The 17,220-nt window shown below is 62.9% G+C and carries 24 protein-coding genes and 1 tRNA gene; 13 read left to right on the top strand and 12 right to left on the bottom strand.

The genetic code is table 11. The features are described from left to right. The first annotated feature begins 411 nt into the window (after window positions 1-411). From VB672_RS21380 to VB672_RS21365, 4 genes are all read left to right on the top strand, one after another. On the top strand, window positions 412-675 hold the full coding sequence (locus tag VB672_RS21380) for a hypothetical protein (protein ID WP_329786239.1): 264 nt from the start codon (window positions 412-414) through the stop codon (window positions 673-675). Window positions 676-919: 244 nt separating this feature from the next. Then, window positions 920-1,183: a zinc-finger domain-containing protein gene (locus VB672_RS21375; RefSeq protein WP_329786238.1), complete on the top strand. Its 264-nt coding sequence runs from the start codon at window positions 920-922 to the stop codon at window positions 1,181-1,183. A 94-nt stretch (window positions 1,184-1,277) separates the two neighbouring features. After that, on the top strand, window positions 1,278-2,465 hold the full coding sequence (locus VB672_RS21370; RefSeq protein ID WP_329786237.1) for an FAD-dependent monooxygenase: 1,188 nt from the start codon (window positions 1,278-1,280) through the stop codon (window positions 2,463-2,465). Window positions 2,466-2,526: 61 nt separating this feature from the next. Next, window positions 2,527-2,612: transfer RNA gene (locus VB672_RS21365), tRNA-Leu, on the top strand. A 28-nt stretch (window positions 2,613-2,640) separates the two neighbouring features. Here the strand turns inward: VB672_RS21365 and VB672_RS21360 are convergent. Then, entirely contained in the window at window positions 2,641-3,411 is a 771-nt protein-coding gene (locus VB672_RS21360) for a hypothetical protein (protein WP_329786236.1), read from the bottom strand. 233 nt (window positions 3,412-3,644) lie between these two features. Here VB672_RS21360 and VB672_RS21355 point away from each other — a divergent pair, with 233 nt between their 5' ends. The 3 genes from VB672_RS21355 (at window position 3,645) to VB672_RS21345 (ending at window position 4,440) form a co-directional block, all read left to right on the top strand. Continuing rightward, on the top strand, window positions 3,645-3,812 hold the full coding sequence (locus tag VB672_RS21355; protein WP_329786235.1) for a hypothetical protein: 168 nt from the start codon (window positions 3,645-3,647) through the stop codon (window positions 3,810-3,812). 41 nt (window positions 3,813-3,853) lie between these two features. After that, on the top strand, window positions 3,854-4,153 hold the full coding sequence (locus VB672_RS21350) for a hypothetical protein (protein WP_329786234.1): 300 nt from the start codon (window positions 3,854-3,856) through the stop codon (window positions 4,151-4,153). A gap of 149 nt (window positions 4,154-4,302) precedes the next feature. Next, on the top strand, window positions 4,303-4,440 hold the full coding sequence (locus VB672_RS21345; protein ID WP_329786233.1) for a hypothetical protein: 138 nt from the start codon (window positions 4,303-4,305) through the stop codon (window positions 4,438-4,440). A 56-nt stretch (window positions 4,441-4,496) separates the two neighbouring features. On the opposite strand, the gene VB672_RS21340 is transcribed toward VB672_RS21345, so the two are convergent. Further along, window positions 4,497-5,282 (bottom strand): response regulator transcription factor, encoded by a 786-nt coding sequence (locus VB672_RS21340; protein ID WP_329786232.1) that lies wholly within the window; start codon window positions 5,280-5,282, stop codon window positions 4,497-4,499. A 366-nt stretch (window positions 5,283-5,648) separates the two neighbouring features. Here VB672_RS21340 and VB672_RS21335 point away from each other — a divergent pair, with 366 nt between their 5' ends. After that, a complete protein-coding gene (locus VB672_RS21335; RefSeq protein WP_329786231.1) occupies window positions 5,649-5,912 on the top strand; it encodes a hypothetical protein in 264 nt (87 codons plus the stop codon). A 202-nt stretch (window positions 5,913-6,114) separates the two neighbouring features. Here VB672_RS21335 and VB672_RS21330 read toward each other — a convergent pair whose 3' ends face one another. Then, entirely contained in the window at window positions 6,115-6,510 is a 396-nt protein-coding gene (locus VB672_RS21330; protein WP_329786230.1) for a hypothetical protein, read from the bottom strand. A 93-nt stretch (window positions 6,511-6,603) separates the two neighbouring features. After that, window positions 6,604-6,771, bottom strand: a complete 168-nt coding sequence (locus tag VB672_RS21325; RefSeq protein ID WP_329786229.1) for a hypothetical protein — start codon at window positions 6,769-6,771, stop codon at window positions 6,604-6,606. A 251-nt stretch (window positions 6,772-7,022) separates the two neighbouring features. On the opposite strand from VB672_RS21325, the gene VB672_RS21320 reads away from it, so the two are divergent. Next, a complete protein-coding gene (locus VB672_RS21320; RefSeq protein ID WP_329786228.1) occupies window positions 7,023-7,247 on the top strand; it encodes a NepR family anti-sigma factor in 225 nt (74 codons plus the stop codon). A gap of 45 nt (window positions 7,248-7,292) precedes the next feature. Here the strand turns inward: VB672_RS21320 and VB672_RS21315 are convergent, their stop codons facing one another. Together VB672_RS21315 and VB672_RS21310 are read right to left on the bottom strand one after the other, a co-directional pair. After that, complete coding sequence (locus VB672_RS21315; RefSeq protein ID WP_329786227.1) at window positions 7,293-7,652, bottom strand: hypothetical protein; 360 nt, start codon at window positions 7,650-7,652, stop codon at window positions 7,293-7,295. 110 nt (window positions 7,653-7,762) lie between these two features. Next, window positions 7,763-8,125: a response regulator gene (locus VB672_RS21310; protein ID WP_329786226.1), complete on the bottom strand. Its 363-nt coding sequence runs from the start codon at window positions 8,123-8,125 to the stop codon at window positions 7,763-7,765. Window positions 8,126-8,591: 466 nt separating this feature from the next. On the opposite strand from VB672_RS21310, the gene VB672_RS21305 reads away from it, so the two are divergent. Beyond that, entirely contained in the window at window positions 8,592-8,780 is a 189-nt protein-coding gene (locus VB672_RS21305) for a hypothetical protein (protein WP_329786225.1), read from the top strand. 106 nt (window positions 8,781-8,886) lie between these two features. Next, entirely contained in the window at window positions 8,887-9,036 is a 150-nt protein-coding gene (locus VB672_RS21300) for a hypothetical protein (RefSeq protein WP_329786224.1), read from the top strand. A 650-nt stretch (window positions 9,037-9,686) separates the two neighbouring features. Here VB672_RS21300 and VB672_RS21295 read toward each other — a convergent pair. From VB672_RS21295 to VB672_RS21275, 5 genes are all read right to left on the bottom strand, one after another. Then, window positions 9,687-10,940, bottom strand: a complete 1,254-nt coding sequence (locus VB672_RS21295) for a porin (RefSeq protein WP_329786223.1) — start codon at window positions 10,938-10,940, stop codon at window positions 9,687-9,689. 271 nt (window positions 10,941-11,211) lie between these two features. Continuing rightward, on the bottom strand, window positions 11,212-11,502 hold the full coding sequence (locus tag VB672_RS21290) for a hypothetical protein (protein WP_329786222.1): 291 nt from the start codon (window positions 11,500-11,502) through the stop codon (window positions 11,212-11,214). 121 nt (window positions 11,503-11,623) lie between these two features. Next, window positions 11,624-13,180 (bottom strand): AMP-binding protein, encoded by a 1,557-nt coding sequence (locus VB672_RS21285; RefSeq protein ID WP_329786221.1) that lies wholly within the window; start codon window positions 13,178-13,180, stop codon window positions 11,624-11,626. A gap of 18 nt (window positions 13,181-13,198) precedes the next feature. Beyond that, window positions 13,199-13,705: a xanthine phosphoribosyltransferase gene (gene gpt, locus VB672_RS21280; protein ID WP_329786220.1), complete on the bottom strand. Its 507-nt coding sequence runs from the start codon at window positions 13,703-13,705 to the stop codon at window positions 13,199-13,201. A 42-nt stretch (window positions 13,706-13,747) separates the two neighbouring features. Further along, window positions 13,748-14,494, bottom strand: a complete 747-nt coding sequence (locus VB672_RS21275) for a competence/damage-inducible protein A (RefSeq protein WP_329786219.1) — start codon at window positions 14,492-14,494, stop codon at window positions 13,748-13,750. 120 nt (window positions 14,495-14,614) lie between these two features. Between VB672_RS21275 and sfsA the strand changes: the two genes are divergently transcribed. After that, complete coding sequence (gene sfsA, locus VB672_RS21270) at window positions 14,615-15,334, top strand: DNA/RNA nuclease SfsA (RefSeq protein ID WP_329786218.1); 720 nt, start codon at window positions 14,615-14,617, stop codon at window positions 15,332-15,334. Between the two features lie 9 nt (window positions 15,335-15,343). Here sfsA and VB672_RS21265 read toward each other — a convergent pair whose 3' ends face one another. Continuing rightward, a complete protein-coding gene (locus VB672_RS21265; RefSeq protein WP_329786217.1) occupies window positions 15,344-16,171 on the bottom strand; it encodes an FkbM family methyltransferase in 828 nt (275 codons plus the stop codon). Between the two features lie 144 nt (window positions 16,172-16,315). Between VB672_RS21265 and map the strand changes: the two genes are divergently transcribed. After that, window positions 16,316-17,137, top strand: coding sequence for a type I methionyl aminopeptidase (map, locus tag VB672_RS21260; protein WP_329786216.1), 822 nt, complete (start codon window positions 16,316-16,318; stop codon window positions 17,135-17,137). The last annotated feature ends 83 nt before the right edge of the window (window positions 17,138-17,220 follow it).

Below are 17,220 nucleotides of genomic sequence, written 5' to 3'. Positions count from 1 at the left end.
AGAAGATTTCAACCAAGGCGTGAAAATTATACCGTTGTATCACTACAATTAATGTTCACCCTTTGTTCTTGACAATCCTCCTAACCTGGGCTATATCGTTGGGCAGATCGGTTCCGACGAGGGGCGCGCTCGCGAGGCGTCGCAGTGACGGGAACCGGCACGGTCCCGCCGCCGGCCTCGCACGCCGGTGATCGCGGGAGGCCGACCCTGGGCTGAGAGCGCAGGAGGTCCGCCTAAAAGAACCGTGCGCGAGGGGCGGCCCTGCTCTTCCATCTCACACCAAGCATCGAGCCGGGCTGCCACTCGCGCCACCCTCGATTGCCTTCAAGTCCGGGGCCGATCCGGCCCCGGGCCGCAGGCGCACGCCTTTTTCATCCATTGCTTTTTGTCACCATTGCCGAGAGACCCATCATGATTCAGGACACCGACATTCCCCTGTTCGACATGCCCGACTTCGACGATACCCTGCGCCGCCTGTCCGATCTGCTCATGGCGCACAGGATCTGCCGCAGGCGCACGTGCCGGAAGAACGAGGGCTGCCAGGGCGGCTATGGGCCGCCGTGCTACCTGCAGCAGCGCCAGCTCTTCGCCGATGCGGTCCGCTTCGAACTCGACGAGTACCGGGAGTTTTGGCACCGGCAGCGGGCGGTGGCGAAGGCCGCCTTGCGGCGGTGAAGCGACGGCCCCCCACGCGCGTCATGGCCGGACCTGATCCGGGGACGGCGATGACGTGGATGAGACGGCAGCGATGGCGACGGAGGTTCGCGAGCCGCGGCCTGCGCCTTCAGCCGTCCCGGGGCTCCGTCGCGCACAGGGCGCCGGGAGGCCGAGGCCGGTCCGCCATGCGGAAAAACCCTCTAGGCGCATGGCCGTTCGGCCATTATGGTGCCGCCGATTTCATGGGTTCGAGAGCAACGGCATGGCTGACAAAGGCACACCCCACTTCCACAACGATCCGGGCGTTCCCGTCATTCACGTGGGCTCGAAGGAGTTCATGTGCATCGGGGCGACACCGCCCTTCGATCACCCGCACATCTTCATCGACATGGGCTACGACAGCGAGACCGTCTGCTCCTATTGCTCGACCCTGTTCAAGTACGATCCCTCCCTCAAGGCCGACGAGGCCCGCCCGGCGGAATGCAAGTGGGAGCCCGATTTCGCCACCTCCCCCGCCTCGCGCTAACACCATCGTGCATTCCCGAACGATGCCCTGCCCGAGAGCGACGGCCTCTTTCAAGTCCCGCGGGCGGGCGCCCGCTTCCGGGCCGAGGCCCTAGATGTCCGGCCTGTCGATCGCGGTCGTCGGCGCCGGCATCGGCGGCCTGACGGCGTCCCTGGCGCTCGCCCGGCGGGGCCATGCGGTCACGCTCGTCGAGCGCCGGACCGGCTTTTCCGAGGTCGGGGCCGGGCTCCAGCTCTCGCCCAATGCCAGCCGGATCCTGATCGGGCTCGGGCTCGGCGCCGCCCTGCGCCGGGTCGCCACGGAACCGCAGCGGGTGGTCGTGCGGGCCATCGGGTCGGGCAAGGCCATCGGCCAGGTGGCCCTCGGGGCCTTCCTGCGCGAGCGCTTCGGGGCGCCCTATTGGGTCGTGCACCGGGCCGATCTCCAGACCGTTCTCCTCGACGCTGTCCGGTCCGAGCCGGGGATCCGCCTCGTCATGGGCCGCAGCGTCGAGACCGTTGAAGACGGGCCGGACGGGGCCCGCCTCGCCTGGGTGTCCGCCGGCGGCGCGCGGGAGAGCCTCGCGGTCGACCTGATCGTCGGGGCCGACGGAATCTGGTCGACGATCCGGCCCGCCCTCGGCGACACGACGCCCCCGGCCTTTCGCGGTGCCGTCGCCTGGCGCGCCACCTTCGAGCGGAGCGCCGCGCCGGCGGAGCTTTCCGGCGACGAGACCGGCCTGTGGCTCGGTCCGAAAGGCCACGTGGTGCATTATCCGATCGCCGGCGGAAGGCTCGTCAACGTGGTGGCGATCGAGCGGAGCGCCGCGCCCGTGGAGGGCTGGGCCGCGCCGGGCAGCCGGGAGGCGCTCCTGAAGGCTTATGCCTCGGCGGCCCCTGCCCTGCGGGCCCTCCTGGCGCAGCCGCAGGACTGGCTGCGCTGGTCCCTGTTCGACCATCCTGCCGGGCGCCTCGCCGGGGGCCGCATCGCCCTCCTCGGGGACGCCGGTCATCCGGTCCTGCCCTTCCTGGCCCAGGGCGCGGCGCTCGCCATCGAGGACGCCGCCACCCTGGCGGTTCTCCTCGGCGGGGAGCGGCCGGACATCCCCCGGGCGCTTGCGGCCTACGAGACCCAGCGCCGTCCCCGCGCCGGCCGGGTGCAGGCCGAGGCGCGCCGGAACGGGCGCATCTACCATGCGGGCGGCCTGATCGGCTTCGGGCGCAACCAGGTCATGCGCCGTCTCGGCCCCGAGGGCATGACCCGGCGCTACGACTGGCTCTACGGCTTCCGCACGCCCGAGTGACGGGACAGGCGGGTGTTGGCCCTTGCGCTCCCGGCCCCGGCCCGATAACCCTCAAGTCAGCGCGGACGTGGCGAAACCGGTAGACGCAAGGGACTTAAAATCCCTCGGGCTATGCCCGTGCGGGTTCGACCCCCGCCGTCCGCACCAACCTTCTCGAGATCTCCCGCGCCTCCCGTCAGACCGACACGAAGTCGAGGTCACGGGTGGCCACATTGAAGGTGAGCCGATAGTCGCTGGTTCCGCTGAACGGCAATCCCGTATCGAGAGGACCATCGTCCGCCTCGCCGAAATCGACGGCATCGTTCAGGGCGTTCAACGCGAGGTACTCGACGATCTCCTCGTCGAGCGACGTGGTGGTGACCTCGAAGTCGAACGCGAACACGCCTTCCTCCCCAGTCGGCTCGAACAGCAAACCGAGGGCGGACACGAGCTCCTGCTGCGGCAGGTTCTCGAGCCCATACCGGATGTCGCCGACGGCGTCCTGCGTCGCGGCGAGGAGGGCCGGCAAAGAAAGAGTGTCGAGCTCATCATTGAGCGCGAGGCGGCCGATCATCCCGAAGGTCGCGCCGCCCGCATAGAGGCTCGCCTCCGGATCGTAGCGCGCATCCAGAACGGTCAGCTCTTCGACCAAGGCCACATCGGCTTCCGCCTGTTCCTGGTCATAGGGCTCGCCGACATCGTTCGACGCCACGTCGTGGAGATAGAAGCGATAATCGAGGGCATCGCGCGGGGCTTGAAGTGGCCCCAGCTGCGTGAGTTCGTCCTGCATGAGCGGCTCGCCTGAAAGCGTGGTGCGCGGCTCCCCGCCGAATGCGCCGGCGGAATATCCGCCTCCGCCGTAGTTTCCATAGGTCGGCAGGGGGACGGCTCCCTCGGTGCCGGCCAGGACAATCTCGCCCGTCGCAGGATCCACGAAGAACGGCTTCTCCCATTGAATGTAAGCCATCATTCCCTCTTGTGAATGGGTCACGTGAACGACCACGGCAGGACAGCGGACCAATATGGCTCGACCATGTCAGCTTGAGCGGGAAAGATATCCGGCCTTGGCAGGCGCCTCGGGGCGAAGTCCCCGAGATCGGGCCCGGAGCCGAGCGTGCGGGATCGCACCGCCGCCGTGGCGGTTCAGGAGCATCCTCTTCCTATCGCAATCGCGATCTCCGCTTTGGAAGGAGAAGGACAGTGATTACGAGAGGCACTCAGCTTTCCGTCAAAGCCGTCTCCCTCGTCGAAGACAGTTCAGAGCTGGAACGGCGACGCATCCCGATCTCCCTGTGTCTGGCAGGAACCGCCGTGGCGATGAATGTCCTTGCGGCCGTCCTGTCGCTGATCGCGCTGTCCGTCTCGTAACCGCGAATGGCGGCGCGATCTGCTCGGCAACGGAGGTGGGTATGAAACGGATGAACCGCACATGTGCCGTCATCGGCTTTATCGTCATCGGGACGGGCGCGTGGGCGCAAAGCCGTCAGCTGACCACTGCGATGGCGTGCAATCAGGCGCAAAGCCTTGTCGCGACCCAAGGCTCCGTTGTTCTCAACACGGGCGCCACGACCTACGACCGGTTTGTCGCTTCGGGTGCCTATTGCGGATTGGGTGAAGCACCGGGGCCGGGATGGGCACCGACCAAGGACGTTGCTCGGTGTCTGGTCGGATCCCGCTGCGTGTCCGTCGCTCGCGGCAGCGGCCCTTGAGATCAAGTGGACGACGTGTCCTGACGTGCCGCCTCGCGATCTCTCCTGCACGTCACGAAAGACCCGTGCGGCTGTGAAGCACGTCACAGCGCCACGGCGTCGATGGCGCCATCTTGGGGTCTGTCGGAAGCGGTCGAGAGGGAAACGCCATGAAGGCGATGCATCAGCAAAAGGAATACGAACAGCAGACGCGGCCATTCCCCGTGTCGGTGGCTCTGCTCTTCATTATCGCAGGCATCAATATCGTGGCGACCGCCCTGTCATTCCTTGCCGCGCTGCAAGGATGACGATGGCAATGTAAGGCAAACCGCCGACGGATTCAGCAGATCGCTTCCAGGCGCGTTCAGCTCAACCGACGCACCTCATGGAACTCTCCCGCCGACTGTCCGGTCTCCTTGAGATTTCCCGTCGCCCACATGGCGGCCTGAGTGCGGTTGGCCACGCCGATCTTGCGCAGGATCGCCTTGACGTGAACCTTGATCGTCGCCTCGGTGATGTCGAGCTTTCTCGCAATGACCTTGTTCGGGTCGCCGCCCATCAGCGACTGGAGGATCACGGTCTCACGGGGCGACAGCTTTTGAGCCTTCGGGTCGGGAACACGATGGTCCGACAATGGGATAACCTCAGCCGTGCCCGGGTGCGTCAGCTCGTTGTCGAACAATGCCCGAATAAGCGATCCGGGCAGGATCCTTTCGCCCAGCATCGTGAGCTCGAGGGATTTGATCAGGACCTCACGGCCGCTCGTGGCTAGGCAGAAGCTGTCGACACCGGCGGACACCGCCGCGTGTACGGATTGCCAGTCGGGCTGATTGCCGATCGCCACGACCCGCGCAGCAGGATGCCGTGCCTTGGCGACTCGGACGAACTCGAGGGCCTGCTCGGAGGAACCGGTGGCGTCTACGATGTAGAGGGCCGGCTCCGATTGTGTACGAGGCTGCGAGGTCGAAGTTCCCTTCGAAACCCCGTCAAGCACCTCGAAACAGGTACCTGACAAGAGTTGCGCGAGACCCGCATACAGCAGCGCGTTACCGCAAAGCAACTCTGTTGCATATGTTGAAGTAACATTATTCATGCAGCGATCATCCGTCAGATTAGACGCTGCAGCATGCTTAGAATGATCTTGGACCATTACTCAGCCCCCTTGAAAAACTTTACGCGATCAGCCCATCCACATCTATCAGGACGCAAAGATCTAAGTTGATCAAGGGAGGGAACCTGGATCTAATCACTAAGGGGTACGTATTACTCCCTAAGGGCGCCCTCGGATAAAGACGGCGTTAACGATTTTGGGGCTCAGGCAGAGCCAGATCTCCTCCAGCGAAGCGATTCGGATCGGGAAGCCGGCGACAGAAATATGAGCCAAATGGCGCTCACTCCTTGGGATTACTGACTTGGGGCCAACGCTTTAATCCACAAGCTTAGGCTGCCCTCATTGCCCGCCAATCTGCTTGAAAGATATCATTTCACAATCGATTCAAGAGGCTGGAGGGGGAACATGCCAGTCGACAAAGATGCCTTGACGTATCCAGACTCCGCGACAGATGGCGACGGGGGTATGCTGACGGAAAAAGACTTGAAGATACTATGGGTGGCGCGAACGCTTACGAACATAGACTTTCAGTTCGGCGAGGACATACTGTGTCTTGAACGCAGCGGAATCGAGATCGAACAGAAGCAATACATCGAGAGGCAACTGCTCCTGAAATACCGCGAGCGTCGCGAACCGTACCAGAAGCTTTTGGAGAGTCTCCGGATCTGACGATCTTCCCGAGAAATCCACTCAATAAAAGAGGCCCCTTCCGGGGCCTCAGTTTCTCAGAGGGAGCAACCAATGCTATCGGCCACGCATCACTCTCCTCCTGCCAGGCACGCTGGTCAATTCACGTATCCTTACGGATCATGACGATTGTGATCGCGTGAAGCGACAGCGCAATGCCCATGCACGATCACCCGGCTGAGCCTCAGCGATTGACGGATGCCTGCTCGAGGGACGTCCCGGGACGTTGAATTTTGTTCTCGTGAAAGCGGCGAACCATCTCCGTGCCGACGCTCGTCTTCGAATTGCTCGCAAGCTGGTCTCGGCTCGCCGCGTAACAATCCTGCATGGCAAAACTCTCGTTCGCCCTCGAATTGTAGAACATCTTCTCCGTGCGATTGTAGGTCCACGGCTCGTCGCTGCAGTTTCGCCCGAACGCCCCGATCGTATTCTCGACCGCCGTCCATTTGAGGCTGGAACCGGGGCACTGGCCCTCATATTGGCCGCTATAGGCGCCGATGCGCGGATAGCAGCTCGTCTGAGCCTGCACCGCGTTGAGCCCGGTCAGAAAGATCGCAACAGAGAAGATCCATTTGGCCATGAGGTCATCCCACAACGTGACGGTCCCAGATAGCAAGAATCGGTGCGGAGAAATACTCCGTCAGCCACTCAGCAACGATATCTGGCGCTACCGTTAGCGGCTGGTCCAGGCGCGCAAGGCCAGGATCGGGGTCAGGATCGGCCAGCCGAAACCGGCAATGAGGATGTGGTCGAGGCCAACCCCCTCCTCTCCCTCGATCATGGTCGACACTGCAAGCAGCAGGATCACACCGCACAAATAGACCATGAGAACTTCACGCATGAATCCAGCCCGCCCTGTCTTTAAGGTCGAGCTTTGGCCCAGGGCCCGCAAGAATCCAATGCGACCGGCGGTCGCCTCACGTGCCGAGGCCAATCTTTCAGGCCAAGGGGTTAAGGCCGAGGAAGCTGGTCCTAAAGCAGGCGACAATCTTGTTGCCCGCTAGAAAATTCTTCTTTTCCAGAAACTTAGCTGCAACCCAATCCAATTTCTCTCGTTCTCAGGCTCGAAGATGAGAATAAGGAGGAAAGGGAATGCCAAAGCGGCACCATCCTTATGCCGCAGGCGGCCATAGAGGCTGGAGCGTCGGCTCCAACAGCCTGACGTCGGCAGGTCAATCCGAGCTCCTGAGAGATCTCGGTCGGCAATTGCAGCAGAAATATCAGAACATCCTGAAAGAACCTGCTCCGGATTCGATCAAACAATTGCTGGAGCGATTGGAGCGGAGCCGGCCTCACGACGAGGACGGCAATCTCTAGGACTGAACCGAGCCTTCGAGATCCCTCCCCGCTCCAGCAACAACGTCAGCGCCTGCGCCGGCTTCCTTGGCCGGATACGGCCTCACGTGGAACGAGGTTGTAGATCAGGAAGCCGGCCAGAATTCCGGCACCGAGCAGGACCAGCGGATACGATCGTGCCGTGTGGACAACCTCGGACGCTTTCTGCTTCACGACGTAATAAGGCGCGGAATCGTGGATCAGGCGTTCTGCGCGCCCCACGTTTTCCCGGCGGGTATGAATCTCCAGATCGTATCCGTCATCATCATCGTGCTGGTGGAGCGAGATGCTGTTGCGGGCAAATCCACCAGACACCAGACGCTGAACGGCCCGATTGGCCTCCTTGCGGGACGGGAACGTGCCTGTGGCAATGGACGAATGCGGCATCAGTCAATCCTTTCAAACTGCTGACGCCAATTCCTGGCAAGCGCCAAGGTTCCACGACCCTGCCGGAAGGAGGCGGGAAACCAATTCCAAGCTGCTCGCTTGATCTCGCTTCAGTTCCTCTGATGGGCTTGAGCCGCCTTCTCAGCTTCCATCAGAACTTCGAGCGCTCTCCATGGCTTGGGCATGAAACGAACGCCGCGGAGAACATCACCTTCCCCTTGCTCAAGGGGCCGGCCTGACGTCAGCACCGTTCGTATCCACGGCCATTTCAGGCGAACGGTACGAACCAGGTCCAAGCCATCCGCCAGACGGGGGAGACGAACATCGGCGAACAGAAAGGCCACTTCCTCCGAATGCAGCCGCAGATAATCGAGCGCCTCTTCGGCGCTGGAAGCCTCTACGACTTTGAGATCTGTCTCCTCGAGGAGAGCTGCCGCCAAGCCCCTCACTTCGAAGTCGTCTTCGACGATCAACGCTATATGATCAGGCTCAATCCTATGTCCCATCCGGCCATCTCCTCTATCATCCGGCTGCTGTTCTTGGAGCCTTTTGCGAACGCAACGACCCTTGAGGCTCTGTGATCTTTGGAAGGACCGGCCCGGAAACGCAAAGCGGGTGGTCGGCGCGATGAAGCGAGAACACAACGCGAGGCTGCTTGAACGCGTGCAGTCCCGCGATGATGTTCTCTGTGCAGGGCTGTGTGCAATTCTGCATTCCCCGATGGTGTGGCCATCGGGCGAAAGCCCTCATCACAGAACGGTGAACACGATCTCGTGTTTCAGCTTGGCCGTTAAGAAATTTGCCGGAACCGCTTTTTGACCCTGGAGGAACCCGCATTGACGCTGTAGCTTAACCTTGGAGCCGACCGTTCTCACGTGAGACCCTGCCGTGTTCAAGGAGACCCAGCTTCACCAAGAGTTCTTGGAACTGGAGCACCATATGCGGCTTCTGGATCGCCAACTCGCGGATGCCCTTCAGCGCATCCGCCACGGCTCCTCCCCTGAACTTATCGAACAGGCAAAGCAGGATGAGAGATATCTTCTTGCGGAGCTTGACCGTCTCATGACCCGGATGCGCGCCATCGAGGGTCAGCTTCTCCAGCTTCAGAAGACCGCCACGCGGCACTGAAGCTCAGATCGGGCCGCCCATGTGTGGAAGCACACCTCCCACGGGGAGCTGAGGGTCCATGGTGGCACCGCACTAACGCAGGGTCAGATTACGAAGAGGATGAGGCATGGCCATCAAGCGTTCTCATCTCGCATGTCACGACGAAGCTGCCTGTGACGGTACGGTGCGGCGGCTTGGTGTTCCTGTGATTCCGACCCTGCTCGGCGTATTGGCCATCCTGAACGTCGCGTCGGTCGTCATGGTGCTGATGGAATAAGCTGCACCAGAGCCCGTGTCGCAACAGGCGATCCCTGGAGAACTGCAGGGCGCCCTGTGAAAGAAGCAGCCCTGCAGGTTCTTAGAGCGATCAGCGCAACCCAAGGAACGACAAGATCGCGAGGACGACCACGATCGCTCCGATGAGCCAGATGATGTTGTTCATGACGATACTCTCCTGACGGTGCAATTGACCCCATGCCAACGGTCAAGGTGAGCCTTCGTTCCTTCGGCCAAGGTGCATAGGATCAATCGGAGACGCAGGCCGTCCCATCACGAGATGCCAAGCCTCCTGACGGCCCGATCTGCCGTCTCGACACGCTCGTGCAGGACTCACGCGTGAAGCCTTGGCTCGTATCCGCCTGGACGCGTCCGTCGTAGACCCGTTCCGTTTCATAGCCAGGTCCGGCCTGGTATTGCCAGGTGGAAACGCCGGCACTTCCCACGCATCCGGTCAACCCGATCGTGAGGACCGTAGCAGAGGCCAGGTTTCTGAAAACTATGAACATCGCCGACCTGATCCTCGTCAAACTGAACAAACGCTCCTGGACTTATAGGTGATATCGCCGGTACGGCAATGCACCGGGCAGCCGCCAAAAGAAAACCCCGGCGTCGCCGCCGGGGCTCTCCTATCCATCAAGGATAAGCCGATCAGAAGTCGCGCTGAACGCGCAGACGGCCTTCGATGGTGTCGTTGTCGTCGCCGAAGCTCGGACCACGCGGATCAAGGTTCGAGTAGAGAACCTCAACACCGATGTCGAGGCCCGAAACCGGCGACCAGATCAGGTTCGAACCGGCGCGCCATTCGGTGAAGTCGAAGCCCGGAGCGACGTCAGAGCCGTAATCCACACGGGCATAGGAACCGAACACGTTCTGGCGGATCGTGGGAGTCCAGTAGTGGTTCAGACCACCGGCGATCGACCAGCCGCGACCCGTCTCGATGTCGCCATCGGCACCGATATAGGCGTCGACGACGTCACGGGTGGTGGAGCCAGCCGTCACGTTCGGATCGAAGCCGAGGTACCCGAGAGCGCCGTCGGCATAGGTGGCGGCAAGCCAGAGCGCATCGCCTTCAGCGAGCATCGGCAGATTGAAGTAACCCTGAGCCGTGACAGCCCAGCCGAGTTCCGAGTCCGGAATCGTACCGACGAGCGGCGCGGCGGCGACGTCGGAGGTGAGCACGTCGCTGCGCAGCTGGTGCAGGGCACCGCCGAGCTGAGCGGATCCCCAGGTGCCGGCATATTTCAGGTTCGCAACGAGATCCGGCATGGTCTGCCCGGCGCGGTCGAACACCGTGATGGGATCGCCGTCCGCATCAACCCCAAACGCGTTGCCGGCGAAGCTGCCCTCTTCAGCGGCGATCGTGGCCGAGAAGCCGTTGCCGAACGAGAAGGTGTAGGCGAAGACGTTCACCGTCGGTGCGTCATAGAAGCGGAGCGTGCCCCAGTTGTCGTTCGGCAGATCGCTGTTCATGAAGAACGAGATCGTACGACCGGCGGTGAGACCGCCGAACTGGATGAACGCCTGGTCGACATTCGCCGAGGTCGAGCTGAAGCCGTAGGCGCCGGTGTCGCGGGTCATCTCGAAGCGCACGAAGGTGCGGAGCAGACCGTAGGCGGTGGCGGTGCGGGCGTCGATGTTCAGACGGCCACGGGCGCGGAAGCCGATGGCATCCTGTTCGCGCTCCGTCGGCTCGACATACAGGAACTCGGCGCGAACACGGCCGCCGACGCGGAGGCAGGTTTCGGTGCCGGGGATGTAGAAGAAGCCTGCGCCGTAGGTGGAGCAGACGCGAACGTATTCGACAGCAGCGGCCTTCTTCGCGGGAAGGTCGGCAGCTTGTGCCCCGGCAACAGCCGCGAGACCCGCGACCGATCCGAGGAAGAGGCTCTTAGCGAGCTTCATGGTTTTCTCCAAAAAAGGCTGAGTCCATGACCCATGTACAAACGTGACCATAATCATGGCGCGTCGTGACGCAACTGGCAGGGACGACCGATCCGCTCAAGGGTCGTGCAATCTGCTGAAAACATAAGCACTTCTGTGATGTGCACAGAATTATCTGCCCCACTGTGACAAAATCTCAACAGCATTGGCGAGGCTGTGCGAGCCATACCCGAACGTCAGCAATAGACCCGGGGTCATCCCGCTTCGGCGGAGCCGACAGGCCTGACGGTTCTCAATCGTCGAAGAAGTACTCGGCGTCGCGGCAAAGATAGCCGACAGGACATTGGGGCGTATCGCGGGTCGGCACGAATCCGGGCTCGGTCGTTTCGTTGATCTCGCAGAAGCTGCGGTCCCGGACATAACGATCGTAGGTGTAGGTGCCTGTGCCGAGGACCACAGCGCCGCGTGCGAATACGATCCCGCGCGCCTGGTTGCAGGTCAGGCTGGGCGTCATGGGCCGGGACTGAGCCAACGCGCTCGATGTGGAGGCCAAGGCGACCAGAACAAGAGCAATTCTTCTCATCTCCGAGCCCTTCGCACAGACACAGTCAGCGGGGAGAAATTTCCCGCATGACAACGTGGAAAGCAGAGCTTGGTTACGGGCAAGTCCCGGGATTGATCTTCAAAGAAACGAGAGCGCGAGATTAGAGCATCGGCTGCAGCCGCTGCGCCAGCTCAACGGCTGCGGCATAATCGGTCTTTCCCGAACCCAGAACCGGAATCCCCGACACGAGAATGGAACGGGGCATCCACAGTTCGGGGAAGCCTTGGCCTCGGGCGTAGTCCAGAAGCACATCCCGGTCCGCATCGGCCTTGTCGGTGATGAGAACGATCTGCTCGCCCTTGCGCGGGTCCGGAATGGCCACGACCACATGGCTGTTCTCCGGCCAGAGCGCCTGAACGGTGGCTTCGATGGCCGCCAGCGACACCATTTCTCCGCCGACCTTCGCGAAGCGCTTCGCCCGTCCGCGGATGGTGACGATCCCGTCCTCCACGGTGACGATGTCGCCCGTGTCGTGCCATCCGTCGGCGGGAGGACGGATTCCGCCCGGCGCCGCCGAGTCGAGGTATCCCTTCATGACGTTGGGGCCGCGCACATGGAGGCGCCCGCCCTCGTGGATCCCCTCGACAGGATCGAGGCGCCACTCGATCGCCGGCAAAATGGGTCCGACGGACCCGGGCCTGTTGCGGTCCGGCAGGCTCACCGCGATGACCGGCGAGCATTCGGTCGCGCCGTAGCCTTCCAGGATCACGGTCCCGTGCTTGGCCCAGAGCCTGCGCGTCTCGTCCTTTACCCGCTCGGCACCGGCGATGACGTAACGGACGCTTGCTAGGTCGTTCTCGCCTGCTGCACGGGCATAGCCCTGCAGAAAGGTGTCCGTCGCCAGCATGATCGTGGCGCGCGTGCCGGCGACGAGTTTCGGGATCTGCCGGTAGTGGAGCGGGCTCGGATAGAGCACCGATTTCATGCCGTTGAGGACCGCCGTCAGGAGGCCTGCCGTCAGGCCGAAGGAGTGAAAGATGGGGAGAGGGTTGAAGAACACGTCGTCCCGCTGCAGCACCTCCCCTGCAAGCGCTTTGACCTGATAGGCATTGGCGATCAGGTTGGCGTTCGACAGCACCACGCCCTTCGGCACGCCTTCCGAACCGGACGTGAACAGCACGACGGCAGGATCGTCGGGCTCGATCTTGGCTCCGGCATGAACCCGCCGCGCCATCCAGGAATCGACCAGCCCGCGCAGCTTGTCGACGCTCGTCAGCTTCGCGCGAACGTCCTCCAGCCACAGGATCTGCCGCCCCTCCCCGAGGGCTTCGACGATGTCGTCGAGCTTGCCCTGCTCGACGAAGCGGCGCGAGGTGACGATGGTTTCGATGCCGGCCAGCTCGCAGGCCGCCCTCAGGTTCTTGAGCCCGGCCGTGAAGTTCAGGAAGGCGGGAATGCGCCCAAAGGCATTCAGGCCGAACAGGGTGACGGCAATCGCCTGGACGTTCGGGAGCAGCACGCCAACGCGTTCGCGCTCCTCCGTCAGGCCAGCCAGCTTGCGCCCGAGCACGAGCGAGCCCAGAACGAGGCGGCCGAAGGTGATCGGCTGGCGTTCGAGATCCTCGAGGGCGACCTTGTTCCGGCCGAACTCGTCCCTGGCGTCGAGGAGAGCGCCGAAGAGGCTCTTGCGCGTCCGCGCTAAATCGAATTCCTCCACGAGCGCTCCTCGTCGACCTTAGCCCGCCGAGCCTTCGCGGATCGGGGCTTGGTAAGCCAGGCCCATATCCCAGGGGAAATAGATCCAGGTATCCTGGCTCACTTCCGTGACGAAGGTATCGATCATAGGCCGCCCTGCGGGCTTGGCGTAAACGGCGGCGAAATGCGCATTGGGTAGCATGTCGCGCACGATCTTGGCGGTCTTGCCCGTATCGGTGAGATCGTCGACGACGAGAACGCCCTTGCCCTGGCCGTCGCCCACCGCCTTGATCGACGGCGCGATGTCCTTCAGCACCTGCAATTCGCCCTGGTTCTTGTAGTCGTGGTAGCTCGCGATGCAGACGCTCTCGATGAGCCGCAGGTCGAGTTCGCGCGCCACGATGGCGGCCGGCACGAGACCGCCGCGGGTGATGCAGACGATCGCCTCGAAGGGACCGGCCGAAGCCAGGCGCCAGGCGAGCGCCCGGCAATCGCGGTGGAACTGATCCCAGGAGACGGGAAAGGCTTTGGGAGAGGTCGGAGACATCGCTTTACTCTTCTCAGGCTTTTGTGGTGACGACAATAACTCTCACAGGGGTGCCCGGTCACCCTTGAGGCGACCGAGAAGCTCACGAATGGCGACACCGGCCTTCGCCACGGCATCCGCGTCCTTGCCCCGCACGACGATCTGGTTGCGGAAGCCGCTCGTCGAGAAGGAGGGGTAGGATCCGATGGATACGCCCTGGTTCGATGAGGCGATTTGGCTCAGGCCCTCGGCATAGATGCCCTCGGCCAGCCCCTCGGCCTCGATGGTCTCGATGATCATGCGGGCGCCGGTCTGGAGGGATGGCGCGATGAGGTCGAGCATCGCCTGCATGATGGACGGCACGCCCGCCATGACGAACACGTTGCCGATCCGGAAGCCGGGCGCCTTGGAGATCGGGTTCTCGATCAGGTCCGCGCCCTCGGGGATCCGGGCCATGCGCAGGCGCGCCTCGTTCAGCTCGTGCGGCTGATACCGCTCCTGCAGCATCGCGACCGCCCGGGGATCGTGCCCGATCGCGACGCCGAAGGCCTTGGCGATGCAATCGGCGGTGATGTCGTCGTGGGTGGGACCGATGCCGCCGGTGGTGAAGAGATAGGTGTAGCGGCGGCGCAGGGCGTTGACCGCCGCCACGATCTCCTCCTCCACGTCGGGCACGACCCGCACCTCGCGCAGGTCGATGCCGATCCCGGTCAGGTACTCGGCGATGTAGCCGATGTTCTTGTCCTTGGTGCGACCCGTGAGGATCTCATCGCCGATGATGAGAAGGGCGGCTGTAACGGAAACGGCCATGCGCAGCGATCCTTTTGGGGGCCTTTAGCCTTAGAAATGGCAATTCTCAAGCAAGGGTTCAGTTGAACCCCGACCTTCTCCCCTGCTACCAGAGATTTTTCGTTCAAGCGTTGGATGTTGATGCGTTTCCAGGAAACCCTGCTCGAGGGCCGCCTCATCGAGCGTTACAAGCGATTTTTGGCGGATATCGAACTCGACACGGGCGAGGTGGTCACGGCTCATTGCGCCAATCCCGGCGCGATGATGGGCCTGAAGGACCCGGGCAGCCGGGTCTTCCTGTCCCGGGCGACGAACCCGAACCGCAAGCTCAAATACAATTGGGAGTTCGTGGAGGTCGCGGCCGGCGGCGGCCCCCGCCAGCTCATCGGCATCAACACGTCCCGGCCCAATCTCCTGGTCGCCGAAGCCCTGGCGGAGGGGCGCCTCGCCCCCTTCGCCCGCTACGACCGGGTCCGGCCGGAAGTGAAGTACGGCAGGAACAGCCGGGTCGACTTCCTGCTCGAAAAGGATGGCGAGCCGCCCTGCTACCTGGAGGTGAAAAACTGCCATCTGATGCGGGAGGCGGGCTTTGCCGAATTCCCGGACTGCGTCGCGGCCCGCAGCGCCAAGCACCTCTACGAGCTGGCCGACATGGCAGCCGCGGGGGCACGAGCGGCCCTCGTTTACGTCATCCAGATGGACGCCGAGCGTTTCGACGTGGCCCGCGACATCGACCCTGCCTACGACAAGGCCTTTCGTCATGCCTTGGCCTCTGGCGTGGAATCCTACGCCTATGTCTGCCGCATCACCCCGGAGGAGGTCGTTATCGACCGGCCGGTCGAGATCGTGACGCCGCGGTAAGGCCCTGCCCTAGCTCCGCTCGAACGCCAGGTTCATCTTGGTTTCGAGGATCTGCCGGTAGCCCTTGCTCTTCAGGAGCTTCACCACGTCGATCTGCCAGCGTTCCGGGACGTTGGCGACGATGAAGAGCGACGGGTAGAGGGACGTGGGCGCGTCCCGAAAGAACGGATCGAGCACCAGGTCCTCGGCCCCTTCCACGTCGAGCTTGATCGCGTCCACACGGGTGAGGCCTTCCCGCTTCAGGAGTTCCAACATGGTCACGGCCGGGACGCGAATCGCGTCCGTCTGGCTCGAGTTCACGATCTTCAGGCTGGCCTCGCCCCGGTTGAGAGGATCGAGGAACAGGGTGAGTTCGCCGGTCTTGTCCGCCACCGCGCAGTCCACCGCCTTGATGGTGCAGGAGGGATTCTGGCGGATATTGTAGATCAGGCGGTCGAAGATCTCCGGCTGAGGTTCCACGGCCAGGATCCTGGTCGGGACGGCCCCCGCCTCCCGCGCGACGAAGAGGGCATACCAGCCGACATTCGAGCCGATATCGATGAAGGTGAAGCCATCCGTGATCCGAGACGTCAGGATCCTGAGCTCGTCGGCGTCGAAATACTGCGGCGTGAACAGGATGCGCCGCTCGCAGACGTTCTTGTAAGGGTAGAGCCGCATGCGGAGGCCGAAGGTCTCCAGGTCGAGCGGCAGCCCCTTCAGGGTCTTCATCGCCAGACGGCGCAGCATCAGGGCCAGCCGGCGGCCGGCCCATCCCTCGGGCAGCCCGCGCGTGCGGTCGATCACCCAGCGGGCGAGTCCTGAAGGCGCAAAGTCGCCGAAAGGGCGAGAATCGTTCATTAAGCGGGAATCCACAGCCGTCGATTGGGATGAACAGGGTTGCTCATGACACCCTCGGGCGCCAATCGCAAGCGGGGCAGAAGGTCTTTGCTTGCTTCGCGCGCGGCGATCCTTACATTCCGGGCATCAGATCAAGGACCGAAAATGACCGAAACCGACATCGTCGAGCGCAAGCGCGCGGCCGAGATCCCGCTCCACGGGCCGGAGGCTTTCGAGGCCATGCGCCGGGTCTGCCGGATGACCGCCGAGTGCCTCGACATGCTGACGGATCATGTCAAACCGGGGGTCACGACGGAATTTCTGGACAAGCTCGCCTTCGAGTTCATCCGCGATCACGGAGCCTATCCGGCCTGCCTGCATTATCGCGGCTACACGAAGACGATCTGCACCTCCATCAACCACGTGGTCTGCCACGGCATCCCCAACGACAAGCCCCTGCGCGACGGGGACATCATGAATATCGACGTGACCCTGATCCTCGACGGGTGGCATGGGGATTCGAGCCGGATGTACTATGTGGGCGAGGTGCCACGCCGGGCCCAGCGGCTGTGCGAGATCACCTATGAGTGCCTGATGCGCGGCATTGCCGCGGTCAGGCCCGGCGCCACCACCAACGACATCGGGGCCGCCATCCAGTCCTACGCGGAAGCCGAGCGCTGCTCGGTGGTGCGGGATTTCTGCGGCCACGGCCTCGGCCGCGTGTTCCACGATTCGCCCACGATTCTTCATTACGTGGAGCCGGCCTATAACGTGGAGCTGAAGCCCGGCATGCTCTTCACCATCGAGCCCATGATCAATCTGGGCCGTCCGCAGGTGAAGGTGCTCTCCGACGGCTGGACCGCCGTGACCCGTGACCGCTCCCTCTCGGCCCAGTTCGAGCACACGGTGGGCGTGACGGAGACCGGGGTCGAGGTCTTCACCTTCTCGCCGAAGGGACTGGACAAGCCGCCTTATACGGCAGCTTGACACTAGCCTGCCGCCCCGCTTCATGCCTACAAAGTAACATCCCGGCTCCGAGGCAGACTTCTTGGAGCAGGGATCGGCAACAG

Origin of the sequence: Microvirga sp. CF3016 (assembly GCF_036314085.1) — a bacterium.
Classification (GTDB): Bacteria; Pseudomonadota; Alphaproteobacteria; order Rhizobiales; family Beijerinckiaceae; genus Microvirga.
The sequence above is the reverse complement of the archived record's forward strand: the minus strand, read 5'-3'. Positions and strand labels throughout refer to the sequence as shown.

Bases quoted from the DNA above. Each gene is read 5' to 3' on its own strand.
- sfsA (WP_329786218.1), top strand. From the start codon at position 14,615: ATGCGTTTCCAGGAAACCCTGCTCGAGGGCCGCCTCATCGAGCGTTAC.
- VB672_RS21320 (WP_329786228.1), top strand. From the start codon at position 7,023: ATGCCAAAGCGGCACCATCCTTATGCCGCAGGCGGCCATAGAGGCTGG.
- VB672_RS21345 (WP_329786233.1), top strand. From the start codon at position 4,303: ATGAAGGCGATGCATCAGCAAAAGGAATACGAACAGCAGACGCGGCCA.
- map (WP_329786216.1), top strand. From the start codon at position 16,316: ATGACCGAAACCGACATCGTCGAGCGCAAGCGCGCGGCCGAGATCCCG.
- VB672_RS21340 (WP_329786232.1), bottom strand. From the start codon at position 5,282: ATGGTCCAAGATCATTCTAAGCATGCTGCAGCGTCTAATCTGACGGAT.
- VB672_RS21265 (WP_329786217.1), bottom strand. From the start codon at position 16,171: ATGAACGATTCTCGCCCTTTCGGCGACTTTGCGCCTTCAGGACTCGCC.
- VB672_RS21300 (WP_329786224.1), top strand. From the start codon at position 8,887: ATGGCCATCAAGCGTTCTCATCTCGCATGTCACGACGAAGCTGCCTGT.
- VB672_RS21295 (WP_329786223.1), bottom strand. From the start codon at position 10,940: ATGAAGCTCGCTAAGAGCCTCTTCCTCGGATCGGTCGCGGGTCTCGCG.
- VB672_RS21305 (WP_329786225.1), top strand. From the start codon at position 8,592: ATGCGGCTTCTGGATCGCCAACTCGCGGATGCCCTTCAGCGCATCCGC.
- VB672_RS21275 (WP_329786219.1), bottom strand. From the start codon at position 14,494: ATGGCCGTTTCCGTTACAGCCGCCCTTCTCATCATCGGCGATGAGATC.
- VB672_RS21370 (WP_329786237.1), top strand. From the start codon at position 1,278: ATGTCCGGCCTGTCGATCGCGGTCGTCGGCGCCGGCATCGGCGGCCTG.
- VB672_RS21350 (WP_329786234.1), top strand. From the start codon at position 3,854: ATGAAACGGATGAACCGCACATGTGCCGTCATCGGCTTTATCGTCATC.
- gpt (WP_329786220.1), bottom strand. From the start codon at position 13,705: ATGTCTCCGACCTCTCCCAAAGCCTTTCCCGTCTCCTGGGATCAGTTC.
- VB672_RS21380 (WP_329786239.1), top strand. From the start codon at position 412: ATGATTCAGGACACCGACATTCCCCTGTTCGACATGCCCGACTTCGAC.
- VB672_RS21315 (WP_329786227.1), bottom strand. From the start codon at position 7,652: ATGCCGCATTCGTCCATTGCCACAGGCACGTTCCCGTCCCGCAAGGAG.
- VB672_RS21335 (WP_329786231.1), top strand. From the start codon at position 5,649: ATGCCAGTCGACAAAGATGCCTTGACGTATCCAGACTCCGCGACAGAT.
- VB672_RS21330 (WP_329786230.1), bottom strand. From the start codon at position 6,510: ATGGCCAAATGGATCTTCTCTGTTGCGATCTTTCTGACCGGGCTCAAC.
- VB672_RS21375 (WP_329786238.1), top strand. From the start codon at position 920: ATGGCTGACAAAGGCACACCCCACTTCCACAACGATCCGGGCGTTCCC.
- VB672_RS21325 (WP_329786229.1), bottom strand. From the start codon at position 6,771: ATGCGTGAAGTTCTCATGGTCTATTTGTGCGGTGTGATCCTGCTGCTT.
- VB672_RS21290 (WP_329786222.1), bottom strand. From the start codon at position 11,502: ATGAGAAGAATTGCTCTTGTTCTGGTCGCCTTGGCCTCCACATCGAGC.
- VB672_RS21360 (WP_329786236.1), bottom strand. From the start codon at position 3,411: ATGGCTTACATTCAATGGGAGAAGCCGTTCTTCGTGGATCCTGCGACG.